The organism is Cognatundibacterium oligocarboniphilum, from assembly GCF_013377855.1.
In the GTDB taxonomy this organism is placed as follows: domain Bacteria; phylum Pseudomonadota; class Gammaproteobacteria; order Burkholderiales; family Burkholderiaceae_D; genus Undibacterium; species Undibacterium oligocarboniphilum.
Genome location: NZ_JABXYJ010000002.1, coordinates 126,037 through 141,934 on the forward strand (window position 1 = coordinate 126,037; position 15,898 = coordinate 141,934).

The 15,898-nt window shown below is 53.4% G+C and carries 10 protein-coding genes; all 10 read right to left on the reverse strand.

The features are described from left to right. Nucleotides 1-59: 59 nt before the first annotated feature. Entirely contained in the window at nt 60-4,142 is a 4,083-nt protein-coding gene (locus tag HV832_RS03590) for a DEAD/DEAH box helicase (protein ID WP_176802200.1), read from the reverse strand. Nucleotides 4,143-4,278: 136 nt separating this feature from the next. Continuing rightward, nucleotides 4,279-4,605 carry a DUF1294 domain-containing protein gene (locus tag HV832_RS03595; RefSeq protein WP_223827128.1) on the reverse strand — a complete coding sequence of 109 codons (327 nt, stop codon included), beginning with the start codon at nt 4,603-4,605 and terminating at the stop codon, nt 4,279-4,281. 123 nt (nt 4,606-4,728) lie between these two features. Next, entirely contained in the window at nt 4,729-6,105 is a 1,377-nt protein-coding gene (trhP, locus tag HV832_RS03600; RefSeq protein WP_176802201.1) for a prephenate-dependent tRNA uridine(34) hydroxylase TrhP, read from the reverse strand. Between the two features lie 89 nt (nt 6,106-6,194). Then, nucleotides 6,195-7,082 carry a DMT family transporter gene (locus tag HV832_RS03605; protein WP_176802202.1) on the reverse strand — a complete coding sequence of 296 codons (888 nt, stop codon included), beginning with the start codon at nt 7,080-7,082 and terminating at the stop codon, nt 6,195-6,197. 186 nt (nt 7,083-7,268) lie between these two features. Further along, nucleotides 7,269-9,104, reverse strand: coding sequence for a translational GTPase TypA (gene typA / locus HV832_RS03610; RefSeq protein ID WP_176802203.1), 1,836 nt, complete (start codon nt 9,102-9,104; stop codon nt 7,269-7,271). 162 nt (nt 9,105-9,266) lie between these two features. Next, nucleotides 9,267-10,190: a tRNA pseudouridine(55) synthase TruB gene (truB, locus tag HV832_RS03615; RefSeq protein ID WP_176802204.1), complete on the reverse strand. Its 924-nt coding sequence runs from the start codon at nt 10,188-10,190 to the stop codon at nt 9,267-9,269. 48 nt (nt 10,191-10,238) lie between these two features. Then, complete coding sequence (rbfA, locus tag HV832_RS03620) at nt 10,239-10,631, reverse strand: 30S ribosome-binding factor RbfA (protein WP_176802205.1); 393 nt, start codon at nt 10,629-10,631, stop codon at nt 10,239-10,241. A gap of 56 nt (nt 10,632-10,687) precedes the next feature. Continuing rightward, nucleotides 10,688-13,546, reverse strand: coding sequence for a translation initiation factor IF-2 (gene infB / locus HV832_RS03625; RefSeq protein WP_176802206.1), 2,859 nt, complete (start codon nt 13,544-13,546; stop codon nt 10,688-10,690). Nucleotides 13,547-13,592: 46 nt separating this feature from the next. After that, complete coding sequence (gene nusA / locus HV832_RS03630; protein ID WP_176802207.1) at nt 13,593-15,152, reverse strand: transcription termination factor NusA; 1,560 nt, start codon at nt 15,150-15,152, stop codon at nt 13,593-13,595. Further along, on the reverse strand, nt 15,149-15,634 hold the full coding sequence (gene rimP / locus HV832_RS03635; RefSeq protein ID WP_176802208.1) for a ribosome maturation factor RimP: 486 nt from the start codon (nt 15,632-15,634) through the stop codon (nt 15,149-15,151). The genes nusA and rimP overlap by 4 nt, the downstream gene beginning before the upstream one ends. Nucleotides 15,635-15,898: the final 264 nt, after the last annotated feature.

Below are 15,898 nucleotides of genomic sequence, written 5' to 3' on the forward strand. Positions count from 1 at the left end.
CCTGATGCCGTGGTTATAGCTCGCTACGGTGGCAATCCGGCATGGCTGCAGATATCGGATCAGACGCTCGTTTTCAGTAGATTCAGCAACGCTGCCGTATCCAGTCGGGCGGCGACATCACCTTCATCCAACAGGCTGTCTGCGAGATCGCGTTTTTCGACATGCAATGCCAGAATTTTTTCTTCAATCGTGTTTTGCGTCACCAACCGGTAGATCGTTACCGGACGCTGCTGCCCCATGCGGTGCGCCCGGTCGGAAGCCTGATCTTCCACGGCAGGATTCCACCAGGGGTCGAGGTGTATCACATAGTCTGCCGCTGTCAGGTTCAGCCCGGTACCGCCAGCTTTGAGGCTGATGAGAAAAATATCGCCCTCGCCTGCCTGAAAGGCATCGACCCGTTTTTTGCGTTCTGTCGCCGGAGTACTGCCATCCAGATATTGATAAGCAATGCCCCGGCTATCCAGGCTGGCACGCACAATCGCCAGATGATCCACGAACTGGCTGAACACCAGCGCCTTGTGCCGGTTATCCAATAACTCAGTAATAGTGTCATGCAAGACCGCCAGTTTGCTGCCCTGAATCGCTGACTGCCGGAACACGAGTTGCGGGTGGCAGCAGAAGCGGCGCAACTTCGTAATTTCTGCCAATACTTTTAAAGATTGCCCCTCTTGCTGGCTCATCGCAGCAATGCTGTCCATGGCTTCCTGTCGCAATGCTTCGTAGAGATGACGTTCTTCATCGCTGAGCTCAACCTGTAAGGTGATTTCCGTGCGGGGCGGCAGCTCCGTCAGCACCTGCGCTTTGGTACGGCGCAAAATAAATGGCTGGATCAGCTTCTTCAGATGCTGGCGCGCTTGCAGGTCGCCGCGCTCAATCGGCGTACTGAATCGCTCGGCAAACCGTTCTTTGGAACCCAGCAGGCCAGGATTAATGAAACGGAATAAATTCCAGAGTTCACCCAGATGATTTTCAACCGGCGTGCCGCTGGCGATCATTTTAAAATCTGCCTGCAGTGCCATGGCTGCCTGACTACGCTTGGTAGCAGCGTTTTTAATGACCTGCGCCTCATCGAGTACGATACTGTGCCAGTGCTGCGCAGCAAACAGCTTGGCATCCGATTGCAGCATGCCGTAACTGACGATCACCAGATCGAATGCCCCCACTCCTTCTAAAGAACGCTGGCTCTGATACAGCCTGACAGAGAGTGTCGGTGCAAAACGCAGCGCTTCAGCCTGCCAGTTCATTGCCACCGAGACTGGTGCAACGACCAGCGCCGGTCCGGTCGGAGCGCGCTGCAACAGCAATGCCAGAGTCTGCATGGTCTTTCCCAGACCCATGTCATCCGCCAGGCAGGCACCGACACCCCAGTGCGCCAATCGGGACAGCCACTGATAACCGGCCAGCTGATAATCTCGCAATTCCGCTTGTAAAGTCGAAGGTACTTGCGGGTGAAAGTTTTCCATTTTTTCCAGTTTTTGCAACTGCTCGCGCCAGGCCGCATCCGTCTCCAGTTCACCGGCTTCGGCTGCCAGTTCAGCCAGTACCGGAGCCGCGAGCGCATTCAGGCGCAGTTCACCCTTCGCCGCCGCTTCACTCAACACGCGCAACTCTTCCAGCCGTTGCCGGAAGCTGTTGGTGAGCGCCAGATAGTCATCTTCGCCAATTTTCAGGAAACGGCCGCGTGCGCTGGCTGCCATCTGCAACAATTCGCGCAGCGCCAGCACCCTGCCATCATCCAGAGTCAATCCACCACCCGCCACAAACCATTCGCCCTGCTTGCGGATACTGAGCCGCAGATCAGACAAAGAGCGACTGCCTTTTAACCGAAACCGCTCGCCTTCCGGCCACACCAGCTCCAGCTCTTCGGTGGTCAGCGCTTTGAGCAGCTCAAGCAGCTCCAGGCATTGCTCAGGGTGCGGAATCTGCCATTCCCCTGCTTGCTGCTCAGCCTCGCTCAATGCCGGGCAAGCCTGAACAATCCGTCGCAGCTGCGCAGTTTCGCGCTCCAGATCGCGGCTGGCCTGCACCGGCTTGCCGTCCTGCTCGCCCAACACATGCGCTGGGCCTTTTCCCGGCGTCAGCCAGCCTCCCTCCGGCAGCGGACGCACCAGAAACTGCAAGCGCAAACCCTGCTGTAAAGGCAGCAAATGGGCGTACAGACAGGTGGCAGCAGGAATCGTCCTGAGATGGGCACCAAGCTCAGGTAAATCGGAATGAATTGCCAGATGCGGAGCGATTGCAGCGATCACATCGACCAACTGCCCCTTGGCTGTCGCCGGCACTGTCAGGCCACGACCGAGAATGCCGGTGATCTGGCGGATTTCCGGTGTGGCTGCATAAACCAGCACCCGGGTTGGCGTTTCCTTTTGCCAGACCATACCGGCATCGGCAGCAATATAAGGGTCCAGCTGCAAGGTGATCTGATCGCCTTTTTCTTTGAGCTGCAGAGCGATTTCACCTTTCAGCACATCGATGCGGACGTCGGGCGCATCAGACCAATACACCGCAGGGTGACCGATCAATGCCAGCATGGCTTTATCCGGATTCAGATCGAACTCGCTGCCGCCGAAATAGCTGTCGCCGGATTTACGCACACAGCCAGCCAATTGCCGATCCTGCTCAGTCAGATATGGCATGCTGGCCGGGTCCTGCATCAGTCGACGCAAGGCGACCGGACGCCCTTTGCTCCAGCTGCCTTTTGCGCTGCGCTTCTGCTCTCTTGGTTCCAGTTTGATCTCGTTGAACTGTATATCCAGCAGCCATGCCAGACGCAGTTCTTCTGCCTGCTGCGCCTGTTTTTCTGGTCCGGCAGGCTTTAGCTGCGTCAGCGCCGTCAACGCCCGCTTCCAGCTTTCTTCACGCTGCAAAGCATGCAACAGCGGCTGAATCTGATGCTGGCTGTGCCAGTCCGGGCAAGCTGCCTCCACATGAAATTGCTGCGTCAGCAGCACATCCAGCTCGGCCGCCACCCAGTGATATCCCATCTCCAGCATCATCGTCCGCATTTCATGCAGCTTAGGTTGCAAGCGCGGATGCGGCGGCGCATCCTGCCAATATGCGGCAACTGCTTCAAACAGAATATCAATATCATTCGGCATCCGTACCGCAAAGTGCGATACCGGCAGTACGACGCCCTGTGCCAGATGGTTGGTCAGTGGTTGCAATACAAAATAACTGTAGGCATAACGCTGTTTAGCGCCCTCATCCACCTGAGCTTTGGCCAGTTTCAGACTAGCTGCATCGTTCTTCGCCAACATCGCCACCGTGCAGAATAATCCGGGCAGATCAGGGATAAACGCCTTTCGTCTTCCGCTTGCGGATTTCTGCATCTGGGCGTAGGTCTGCGCCATGCCGACGGCGGCCTGCATTTTGTTTTGCAGAACCGCCAGTGCGATCAGCATTTCTCCTTGCGCCTGGGGTGGCAGCTGACGCTGCATTTGCTCCAGCTGCACAAAATCTCCGCGCAGCAGCGCCTGCCATGCCAGCAGACCCATCAACTGCGGCCAACTATTGGATTGCTGCGCAATCTGTTCGCAGGCATAATCGTAAGCCCGGCGACAGTCCAGCAAATCCCAGTTAGCACGCTGAAAAATATCAGTCAACAGCATCCTCTGATCGATCAGGCGCAATTGCGCAAACAGAGTAACGCCGTCTTCATGGCGAAAAAACTGCATACCGGGAATCAACTGGTGATGCTGGCTGACACTGAAGAATTTTTCACGCCACAGCAGCGCTTCATCGGTTCTGCCGAGCAGTACAGAAAACAGCATTTCGCGCTGGTAAAATTGCGCATCGTAAGATTTCCAATGCTGGTATTCACCCTGTTTTTTCAGCAGCTCGCGGAGCTGGGCAATCCATTGGCGTAATTCGCCGCACTGTTGCAGGCGCAGCCACAAAGTCATGCGGAGATCATCGCGCAACACATATCCGAGTCCGATTTCCTGTCGTAACAGCTGCCGCTTGCACAAATCCAGCGATAAATCACGGATCAGCCGCGCATCATAAGGATTTCCCATCACCGTTTTTTGTGCGCGTATCTGCATCAGCTCCAGCATTCTCCCCTGACTCAGCGGCGCATCAAACAGAGCCGCCGCATATAACAAGGGAAATTCGTCTTCAGAAACCGTGGCGAGTAAATCCATAACAGGCAAAGTGAAATTGAAAACATTTCCCGCACCGGAACGCGTTATCGGCGCAATCCGTCCGGGGAAGTCAGAGAAATGAGCAATCCTGCAGGTTACCATACCGACGATATGACGTCCCGGAGCAGAGTCTGTCTCAGCAAATGCCGGGAAACATGCCATCGCAAACGTTGCCTGCCAACAGCACCAACCACAATACCGATATCAGCATCAGATGCAGGAACAAAACCCAGGAAAAACGCCGTTGAAAAGACTGCTTGGCGATTTTATGCCGCAGCAACCGGTGCGCCAGCCATGCGCCCGGCCAGCCGCCCAGCAGACTCAACAGCAGCAAGCGGCGCTCACTGATCCGGTACTGGCGCCGGACAGCAGCGCGTTGATCGATGGCATATGTCAGAAAGCAGTATGCGCTGATCACGCCATACCACCCCAGGAGCAGCAACCAGCCGGGAAACATCTGCATCAGCGCCTCAATCACTCCAAAATATACTCCCCCCAGTATTTATAAAAGCCCAGCACGAACGTGGACATCAGTACATTTTTTTGGAAATCGGGGGGAGTATGGCAAAAAAATAAGCCAATCGCATCAGAGCATGCGCGCCAGCAAGGCCTTTTCATATTTGGCATCCAGCGGAATGCGGACTTTGTGGCCGGCCCCACCGATGATATTCAGCGTCTGATTATCAGCATTGCGCATTTCCGCCAGCGTCACGATCTCATTGCCGTTCGGGGAAATAATTTCGATCCGGTCGCCGACAGCGAAACGGTTTTTGACTTCCACTTCAGCCCAACCGTCAGCGACATTCAACACCTGCCCGACATACTGGCTGCGATGTGCCTGCGATACGCCTTCCATGTAGTTCTGATGATCCTGCGTGTGATGACGCTGATAAAAACCGTCGGTATAACCCCGATTCGCCAGACCGTTCAGCTCACCCAGCAATTGCGGGTTAAACGGACGACCGGCCACCGCGTCGTCGATGGCGCGGCGATATACTTGCGCAGTACGCGCCACGTAGTACAGCGATTTGGTGCGCCCTTCCACCTTCAACGAATCGACGCCGATTTTGGCAAGCCGCTCGACATGTTCGACGGCGCGCAAATCCTTGGAATTCATGATGTAAGTACCATGTTCATCTTCCAGAATCGGCATGAATTGGCCGGGCTTACCGCCTTCTTCAATCAGATACGGGCGGTCGGCCAGCGGATGCCGCGGCATATCACCCATTGCCGAGAATGACTGGTTCGCCTCTTCCAGCGCTTTATTGAAATCGAACTTGATGGTCTCAACCGGAATCCGCTGCAGGTCGCCGGTTTCATTTTCAGTCGCGTTTTCAACCTTATAATCCCAGCGGCAGGAATTGGTGCAGGTACCCTGATTCGGATCACGATGATTGAAGTAGCCGGACAACAGGCAGCGGCCAGAATACGCGATGCACAAAGCGCCATGGACGAAGACTTCGAGTTCCATGTCCGGACATTCCTGACGGATTTCTTCGATCTCATCCAGCGACAACTCGCGCGACAAGATGACCCGCGTCAGCCCCATTTTTCTCCAGAATTTCACGTCGGCCCAGTTCACGGCATTGGCCTGTACCGACAGGTGCACCGGCACTTCCGGCCATTTCTCGCGGACCATCATGATCAGACCGGGGTCGGCCATGATCAGCGCATCCGGTTTCATGGCGATCACTGGTTCCATATCGCGCAGATAGGTTTTCAGCTTGGCGTTATGCGGGAAAATATTTGAGGCCACAAAAAACAGTTTGCCGCGCGCATGCGCGCCCTCTATTCCCTGCTGCAGAACGTCCAGCGTTGAGAATTCATTATTGCGGGCGCGCAGACTGTAGCGCGGCTGACCGGCATAGACTGCATCCGCGCCGAAATCGAACGCCGCATGCATTTTTTCCAGCGATCCGGCTGGTAACAAGAGTTCGGGAGATCGAAGGGACGAAGTACTCATGGCAAGGCAATCTATAAAGAAAAATGTTCGCGATTTTATAATTAACGGGAAAATCCCGCAAATGTTCCGGTGCCGGCTTTTGCGCCAGATCAAGAATGGGGACGTACTTTCTGTCCCATGCTTAATTCATTAAATATCAAAGAAATTAACACGATTGCGCCACCCGTCAATGTCGTTCCGGCCGGTATCTCGCCCGCACCCAGCCAGGCCCAGACAGGCGCCAGCAGCACCTCCAGCAAAGACAACAAGGCAATTTCCGGTGCACTGAGACTGGCAGATGCCCGGACCAGCATTGAGCACGGCAACCCCAGCTGGAAAAACCCCAGTATCGCCAGAATCCCAATATCATGCCAGGATGCCTGAAACGGAAAAGCAAAAGGCAACATGACCAGTGCAGAAATCCCCCCACCCACCAGCACTGCCGGAATCAGATCAACTGTATGCGCACGCTTCTTGAGCACGATGGTGTTGATTGAGGATGCGACCGGTACACCCAGCCCGATCAACATTCCCAGTAACCCGCGACTATCAACCGCGGACAGACTGCCTGCAAACATCCAGCCCATACCGATCGCTGCAGCGGCAATCGCCCACCAGGTGCGCACCGCAATCCGCTCACGCAACACCAGCCAGGCGAGAAACGCCGTAAATAAAGGCGACAGACTTTCCATGATCGAGGTATTGGCCACAGTCGTCATGGTCAGCGAAATCATGAAGCAGCTATACATGGTCGCCCACATACAGCCGGAAACAAAACCCAGCCGTCCGAGCAAACGCAGGCGCGGCACGAAAGCGCGGCCATATTGTTTGAGCATCACACCAGCGACAAAAACAGCAGCAAAAAAACTGCGCCAGAACGTAATCTCAAAACCGCGCGCACTGTCCAGATGACGGGTGAACACCCCGGCAATACTCCACAGGCTGGCAGCGCAAATCATCCATATCACGGCGCGGCGGTGGCTTAATTTATTCGACATAGGAAGTCCTGCAGCACTGCGCTTTCTGACAAATGTCCGTCCTAAAAGCCAGCGCTGAATTCTCCGGAAAATAAGCATCCGGTGAAATGAAAAGAGAAAAATAAAAAACCCGTTTGACTCCTGCCTGACGGCAAGAACGAAACGGGTCGTTTTTCATGCGCCGCAGCGCATGAATCATGCTGGCGATTACGCTTCGCGGGAAGCTTTCTTACGCTCATGCTCCTTCAGGAAGCGCTTGCGCAAACGGATGCTCTTCGGCGTGACTTCAACCAGTTCATCGTCTTCAATGAATTCGACCGCGTATTCCAATGACAATTGAATCGGCGGAACCAGACGCACGGCTTCATCCGTACCGGAAGCACGCACGTTGGTCAATTGCTTGCCTTTCACCGGATTGACGACCAGATCATTGTCACGGGAGTGAATGCCAATGATCATGCCTTCGTAAACCGGGTCATTGTGGCTGACGAACATACGACCGCGATCCTGCAGTTTCCAGATAGCGTAAGCCACTGCTGCGCCATCTTCCTGAGAAATCAACACACCATTGCGACGACCAGCCAGTTCACCTTTGCTGTTATCAACCGGTGCGTAATCATCAAACACGTGACTCATCAACCCTGTACCACGTGTCAACGTCATGAATTCGCCCTGGAAGCCAATCAGGCCACGTGCTGGAATACGGTATTCGAGACGCACACGACCTTTGCCATCCGGTTCCATATTTTGCAGATCACCACGACGACGGCCCAGTTCTTCCATCACACCACCCTGGTTGGTTTCTTCCACGTCGACCGTCAGGTTTTCATACGGTTCATGACGTACGCCATCGACCATTTTAAATACAACACGCGGACGGGAAACTGCGAGTTCAAAACCTTCACGACGCATATTTTCGATCAGAATCGTCAGATGTAATTCACCGCGGCCAGACACTTCGTAGCAGGAATCATCGCCTTCAGCCTGCACTACGCGCAATGCCATATTGGATTTCAATTCACGTTCCAGACGGTCACGGATCTGACGTGTCGTCACGAATTTACCTTCGCGGCCAGCCAGTGGCGAGCTGTTCACCATAAAATTCATCGTCAGTGTCGGCTCGTCGATCTTCAGCATCGGCAAAGCATCCGGCGCATCTGGCGCACAGATGGTGGAGCCGATGCCGATTTCTTCGATACCGTTGATCAGCACGATGTCGCCAGCCTGAGCTTCTTCGACCTGTACGCGATCCAGGCCTTTGAACGTCAGCACCTGGTTGATACGCGCCTTGGTTGGCTTGTCTTCCGGACCGTTCATCCAGACAACATCCTGCAGGCCGCGCACACGACCGCGCAGGATACGGCCAACGCCGATCTTACCAACGTAGGAGGAATATTCGAGAGATGTGATCTGCAACTGGAGCGGACCATTCGGATCATCTTCACGCGCTGGAACGTGCTTCAGGATCGCATCAAACAGCGGCTCCATGTTACCTTCGCGCACTGTATCTTCCAGACCTGCATAACCTTTGAAACCGGATGCGTACACGATAGGGAAATCGAGCTGTTCGTCCGTTGCGCCGAGTTTATCGAACAATTCAAAAGTCGCGTTGACTGCTTTTTGTGGGTCCGCGTTTTCACGGTCAATCTTGTTCACGACAACGATAGGCTTCAGCCCCAATGCCAGGGCTTTACGCGTCACAAAACGCGTTTGCGGCATCGGGCCTTCCTGTGCATCAACCAACAGCAAAACACTGTCCACCATGGACAATACGCGCTCAACTTCACCACCAAAGTCAGCATGGCCCGGTGTATCAACGATGTTGATATGGGTGCCCTTGTATTCGACTGCACAGTTTTTGGAGAGAATCGTGATACCACGTTCTTTTTCGATGTCGTTGGAATCCATCACGCGGGTATCGACCTGCTGGTTTTCGCGGAAAGTACCGGACTGGCGCAGCAATTGATCAACCAGCGTGGTTTTGCCGTGATCAACGTGAGCGATAATGGCGATGTTGCGTATAGCGCGTTTTGTATTGGACATGGTAACGTTTGTTTTTTGGGGTAAATCGGATAACCTGCGATTATATCATGCTGCAACGCAAAAGCAGAAAAATCCTATTATTTCAAGGAGTTGCTACGGCTTGATGACGTTCTGCAGCGAAACGTCATCCTGGATTTGCATGGAAGGAACTGCAGCGGGCTATCAGCGCGTACTGGCCATCACTCGCTCCGGTGCCAGCAGACCGTCCTGCACCTGCCCCGTTCCGAGCAGATTATGATCTGCGCCATATACACGGACCCTGCCCGCTGCAGGAGCACTGATCCCGAATTTATACAAAGGCAGGCGCTGCCCCTGCAGAAAACGCTGCGTCAGCTCCTGTGTGAGCTGCACCGGCGGGAAGGTGGAAAGCAGGCTGTCAACCGGCGCCAGCAAACTGGCGCGCTCTGCTTCCGGCAATGTTTCCAGCGTTTCTAATGTACAGGTATGCTGCAAATCCAGATGCGCCACTCCCGTTCTGCGCAAGGCGTTCAAATGTGCTCCGCATCCAAGTGCTGCGCCAATATCCTGCCCCAGTACCCGGATGTAAGTCCCTTTACTGCAACGCACCTCCAGAGTAAGGTAAGGCGCCTGATAATCCAGCAATTCCAGCGATACAATGCGTACCAGCCGTGCCTCGCGCGCCAGCGTGATTCCCTGACGGGCATATTCATACAGCGGCTTGCCGTCACGCTTCAGCGCAGAATACATCGGCGGAATCTGCTGTATCTCACCCCGGAATTGCGCCAGCACGGTATGGATCTGCTCCAGCGTGCAATGTACTGGCTGGGTACTGACTACCCGCCCCTCGGTATCTCCGGTATCGGTCGTGATGCCCAGATGAACGACTGTGGTGTATGTTTTGTCAGCCTCCAGCAAATCCTGGGAAAACTTGGTGGCCTCACCAAAGCACAATGGCAACAGCCCTGTTGCAAACGGATCCAGCGTTCCGGTATGTCCCGCTTTCATGGCATTCAGCAAACGCTTGGCCTTAATCAGCGCATCATTGCTGGACCAGCCCACCGGCTTATCCAGCAACAGCACTCCGTGCACCGGGACACGGATTTTTTTTACACGTGGAATATTCATCGACTTTATGCATGCAGTGCATGCTCATGCGGCAGTTGCGCTACCTGATCAGGCAGGCTCTTCGTCATCTCTGGCACGGCTTGCATTGGCTTCGTCAATCAGTTTCGACATCGCCATGCCGCGCATCGTGGATGTATCATGCACAAAATGCAATTGCGGTAAAGTGTGAATGCGCAGACGCAAACCCAGTTGAGAACGCAGAAAGCCCGCCGCCTTGGTCAGACCTTCCAGTGTTGCCTGAATTGCCTGCGCATCATCAGCCAAAGTAGTGAAATACACTTTAGCATGGGCGTAATCAGGCGTAAGCTGAACTTCCGTCAGTGTCACCATACCAACCCGTGGATCTTTCAGTTCGGACCAGATAATCTCAGCCAGGTCTTTCTGAATCTGATCAGCCACACGCAAACCGCGACCGGGAATGTTTTTACTATGTTTTGCCATAAATCCTTTTGCCCTCTATAAATCAGAACCCCGGCCTTGGCCGGGGTTGGCTTGCATTACAGAGTACGGGCAATTTCCTGAACTTCAAATATTTCAAGATTGTCGCCAACCTGAATGTCGTTGTAGCCTTTGAGCGATAAGCCGCATTCCATACCGGCGCGCACCTCTTTCGCATCGTCTTTGTAGCGTTTGAGCGAATCCAGTTCCCCGGTCCAGGCGACAACATTATTGCGCAGCAGACGCACAGAAGATGTACGCTTGACCACACCATCAGTCACCAGACAGCCGGCAATCGCGCCAACTTTGCTGACCATGAAAACCTGCTTCACTTCAACCATACCGATGATCTGCTCACGTTTCTCTGGTGCCAGCATACCGGACAAGGCTGCCTTCACTTCATCGACAGCATCATAAATAATGTTGTAGTAACGGATATCTACGCCATTTGATTCAGCCAGCTTACGCGCAGATGCATCCGCACGGGTGTTGAAACCAATAATGACTGCTTTCGAAGCAACTGCCAGATTGACGTCGTTTTCGGAAATACCGCCCACAGCTGCATGCACCACCTGTACGCGCACTTCACTGGTGGAGAGTTTTTGCAGCGACTGTACCAGCGCTTCCTGCGAACCCTGCACATCGGTCTTGACGATGATAGGCAGGTTTTTGACTTCTCCCTCACCCATGTTTTCAAACATGTTTTCGAGTTTGGCAGCTTGTTGCTTGGCCAGTTTGACATCGCGGAATTTACCTTGGCGGAACAACGCGATTTCACGCGCCTTACGTTCATCCGCCATCACCATCACTTCCTCACCGGCAGACGGAACTTCTGTCAGGCCTTGAATTTCGACAGGAATAGAAGGACCGGCCTCGGTAATATTACTGCCGTTTTCATCCAGCATCGCACGTACACGACCGTATGAAGTACCAGCCAGAACAACATCCCCACGACGCAATGTACCGGACTGCACCAGAATGGTCGCCACCGTACCGCGACCTTTATCCAGACGCGCCTCAACAACCAGACCTTTCGCCGGCGCATCTTTCGGTGCAGTGAGCTCCAGAATTTCAGCCTGCAGCAGGACGTTTTCCAAGAGGGAATCAATACCCTGACCAGTTTTCGCAGAAACCGGAACGAATGGAGAATCACCACCGTACTCTTCCGGTACAACACTTTCCGCCACCAGCTCTTGCGTTACACGATCAGGATTTGCTGCTGGCTTATCGATTTTATTGATTGCCACAACCAAAGGCACACCGGCTGCTTTCGCATGTGCAATCGCTTCTTTGGTTTGCGGCATGACGCCGTCATCTGCAGCCACTACCAGAATCACAATGTCAGTTGCCTTCGCACCACGTGCACGCATTGCCGTAAAGGCTTCGTGACCCGGCGTGTCCAGGAAAGTGATCATGCCACGCGGCGTTTCTACGTGGTAAGCACCGATATGCTGAGTAATACCGCCCGCTTCACCGGAAGCGACTTTGGCACGGCGGATATAATCGAGCAGCGAAGTTTTACCATGATCGACGTGCCCCATGACCGTAACAACAGGGGCTCGCGGGAAAGACTCATAGTCAGCATGCTCGGCAGTATCCGTCAACAATGCCTCCGGATCATCGAGCTTGGCAGCAAATGCCTTGTGCCCCATTTCCTCCACCAGAATCATCGCCGTTTCCTGATCCAGCACTTGATTGATGGTGCACATCTGCCCCAGCTTCATGAGGTGCTTAATCACTTCCGATGCCTTCACAGACATTTTGTGCGCCAGTTCGGCCACCGTCAGCGTCTCAGGCACATACACGTCTTTGACAATCGCCTCTACCGGAACCTGGAAATTGGATTCACGGGCATCTTCGTGATGCGCATTCCGGCGACCCTTTGGTCCACCTTTCCAGCCGTCGCGCCCACCCGATGTATCACCACGGGTTTTCAGACCGCCGCTGCGCTTCTTCGCTGCATCGTCCTGCCAGGTGGAAGAGACATTCGCCGATTTAATGGCCTTCTTATCGCCCACAACTTTTTTATCATCTTTTTTGTCAGCAGCCGCAGCAGGCTTCTTCTCTGCCAGCTTCTTATCCGCAGGCTTATGCAAAGTTCCTTCCGCCACTTTAGAAGCAGGTGCGGCAGCAGGCGCCGGTGGTGCCGGTTTCGCCGGACGACGGGCCGCATTCATCATCTCTTTGATCTGAGCGACTTCATCCGCAACTGCCTTACGGGCTTTTTCCGTTGCAGCAGCACGTTCTGCCGCTTCCTTCGCATCCTGAGCAGATTTTTTCTTTGCTTCTTCCGCATCCAGACGCTTCTTATCTTCATCAGACTGAGAAGGTTTAGCTTCGATCGATTTTGCCGCCGCTGCAGCCTGTTCCGCCTTCAGTCGCTCTGCTTCCGCCTTTGCTTTAGCCGCCTCAGCTTCAGCTGCCTCGCGCATTGCTTGCGCCTGAGCTTCTTTTTCCGCTTCGAGCTTTGCCAGATATTCCTGCTTTTCACGCAGTTCAGCTTCCTGGCGTGCCATCAGCTCTGCCTCCCGGCGCGCCTCTTCTTCCTGGCGCGCTATTTCAGCAGTATCCACGACCGTTGCCGCAGAGCGTCCGGCTTCATCCACCAGGGCCTCATCACGTTTGACAAAAGTACGTTTCTTGCGCACTTCAACCTGAATGGTGCGAGATTTACCCGTAGCATCCGCCTGCTTGATCTCCGTAGTCTCTTTACGAGTCAGGGTGATCTTTTTCTTCTCAGTGTCAACAGAAGATCCGTGGGAACGACGCAGATGTTCCAGCAGCCGGTCTTTATCTTCCTTTGTTAACGAATCTGATGTCGAATTTTTGTTTACACCTGCAGCGCGCAGTTGCGTGAGCAGTAAATCTGCTGACATTTTCAGCTCGGTGGCAAATTGGGCAACGTTGTTACTCGCCATTCAGTCCTCTTTTTCTATGTGCGCGTTATGAATATGAAACCCGTAATTATTCAGCTTCTACGAGTTTCCAGGCGGTGGCTAACAAAGCCTTGGCCTGATCATCATATTTAGCGTCGATGAGTTTCATCTCATCATCGGTCACATCTTCAAATGCTTCTTTAATCAAATGGCGGGAACGTTCGGCTGGTAATGCCAGGATCGCGCCAAATTCGTCGTATGCCAGAGCAGCAAATGCTGCCAGCGTTTTAATACCGGCCAAACCCAGTTTGCCAGCAGTCACGCGGGTCATACCTTCGAGGTTGATCAGTTGATCTTCCATGCCTTCCAGTCCTTCTTCGGAAGCAATTGCCTCTGTCAGAAGTGCATCGCGTGCACGGTTACGCAATTCATTCACAGTGTCTTCATCAAATGCTTCAATTTCGAGCATTTCGGTGATAGGCACATAAGCAATTTCTTCCAGGCTGGAGAAACCTTCATCAACGAGGATTTCAGCCACTTCCTGATCGACATCGAGTTTTTCCATGAACAGGGCACGGATACCTGCAGTTTCCTGTTCGGCTTTGCTGGCGGATTCTTCCGCCGTCATGATATTGATCTGCCAGCCAGTCAGCTCCGCAGCAAGACGCACATTCTGACCACTGCGGCCGATCGCAATCGCGAGATTTTCCTCATCGACCACCACGTCCATACCATGCTTCTCTTCATCGACCATAATCGATGAAACATTTGCTGGCGCCAAAGCACCGATCACGAACTGTGCAGGATCTTCCGACCACAACACGATATCGACACGCTCACCACCGAGCTCACCGGTCACTGCCTGCACGCGCGAACCCCGCATGCCGACGCACGTACCGATAGGATCGATACGTTTATCCGCTGTGTAGACTGCAATTTTCGCGCGAACGCCCGGGTCACGCGCCGCCGATTTAATAACCAGCGACCCCTGCTCGATTTCCGGTACCTCCAACTCAAACAGCTTCATGATGAATTCCGGTGCCGTACGGGACAAAATCACCTGCGGCCCGCGGGCATTGCGATCAATCCGAAGAATATAGGCACGCACCCGATCACCAACACGCAAATTCTCTTTTGGAATCATCTGATCGCGAGGCAGGCGCGCTTCGATCTTGCCGGATTCGACGATGGCATCACCGCGCTCCATACGTTTGATGGTGCCGGTCACCAGGGAGTCGCCACGGGCCAGGAAATCCGCCAGAATCTGCTCGCGCTCCGCGTCACGGATACGCTGCAAAACCACCTGTTTGGTATCCTGCGCAAAGCGGCGGCCAAAATCCATCGACTCAATTTCTTCTTCGATATAGTCGCCAACCTGGATTTCAGAATCATCCTCGACTGCCTCAAAGTGCAGGATTTCCTGATCCGGCAACTGCAGACCTGCCTCATCCGGAACGACATGCCAGCGACGGAAAGAGCGGAACTCACCGGTATCCCGGTCAATCTCTACACGAATATCCACTTCGCCGGGAAAACGTTTCTTGGTCGCCTGCGCCAAAGCATGCTCCAGCGCACCAAAAACAACTTCTTCATCGACGTTTTTTTCGCGTGCCAGCACATCTACTAATAACAACAAATCACGACTCATGCTTTGCGACTCCTAAAATCCACTTGCGGCACCAGGCGTGCCTTATCCACATCGGCGAGCGTAAACTCCAGCATGGCCGACCCATCTTTTACTTCAAATTCGAGCTTCAGCGTATCGTTTTCCGGCGCATGCAAGATGCCTTCGAAATTTTTTCGATTTGGCGTTCCCGGTATCGGCATACGTAATTTAACAGTCACCTTTTCGCCGGCAAAACGCGCATAGTCCGCCATTTTTTTCAATGGCCGGTCAAGCCCGGGCGAAGAGACCTCCAGGCGGCTGTAATTAATGTTTTCGACCATTAGTACATGCGACAACTGATGACTGACCTTCTCACAATCTTCGACTGTGATATTGCCTTTCTCCAGATCCTCAGGTAAAAAATCAATGTAAACCCTGAGCAAACCGCGTTCGGCCTGCTCAAAATCGACCAGATCATACCCGGTGCCATTGACGGTCTTTTCAATCAATTCCAACAAAGCCAAACCACTCTCCAATAAACAAGCTAATGCCATTACCAGCCAAATACAAACAACATCATGCGATAAAACAAAAAAAAATGGGCAACAGCCCATCTTTTTTAGCGCCCAGCATTAAAATCACAAGGCAATGTGTAATTTTGCATTATAAAGGAAAATTCATCGCACCGCAACGAATAAGCCCTGACAACACTTAATTGCAAACACAATTATCTTAAAAGTAAAGAAATATCACATTGAGGGAAATCTTGTCTTTAAAATTTTACGACG

Excerpts from the sequence above, each read along its gene's own strand:
- HV832_RS03590 (WP_176802200.1), bottom strand. The coding sequence starts at position 4,142 with ATGGATTTACTCGCCACGGTTTCTGAAGACGAATTTCCCTTGTTATAT.
- HV832_RS03595 (WP_223827128.1), bottom strand. The coding sequence starts at position 4,605 with ATGCAGATGTTTCCCGGCTGGTTGCTGCTCCTGGGGTGGTATGGCGTG.
- trhP (WP_176802201.1), bottom strand. The coding sequence starts at position 6,105 with ATGAGTACTTCGTCCCTTCGATCTCCCGAACTCTTGTTACCAGCCGGA.
- HV832_RS03605 (WP_176802202.1), bottom strand. The coding sequence starts at position 7,082 with ATGTCGAATAAATTAAGCCACCGCCGCGCCGTGATATGGATGATTTGC.
- typA (WP_176802203.1), bottom strand. The coding sequence starts at position 9,104 with ATGTCCAATACAAAACGCGCTATACGCAACATCGCCATTATCGCTCAC.
- truB (WP_176802204.1), bottom strand. The coding sequence starts at position 10,190 with ATGAATATTCCACGTGTAAAAAAAATCCGTGTCCCGGTGCACGGAGTG.
- rbfA (WP_176802205.1), bottom strand. The coding sequence starts at position 10,631 with ATGGCAAAACATAGTAAAAACATTCCCGGTCGCGGTTTGCGTGTGGCT.
- infB (WP_176802206.1), bottom strand. The coding sequence starts at position 13,546 with ATGGCGAGTAACAACGTTGCCCAATTTGCCACCGAGCTGAAAATGTCA.
- nusA (WP_176802207.1), bottom strand. The coding sequence starts at position 15,152 with ATGAGTCGTGATTTGTTGTTATTAGTAGATGTGCTGGCACGCGAAAAA.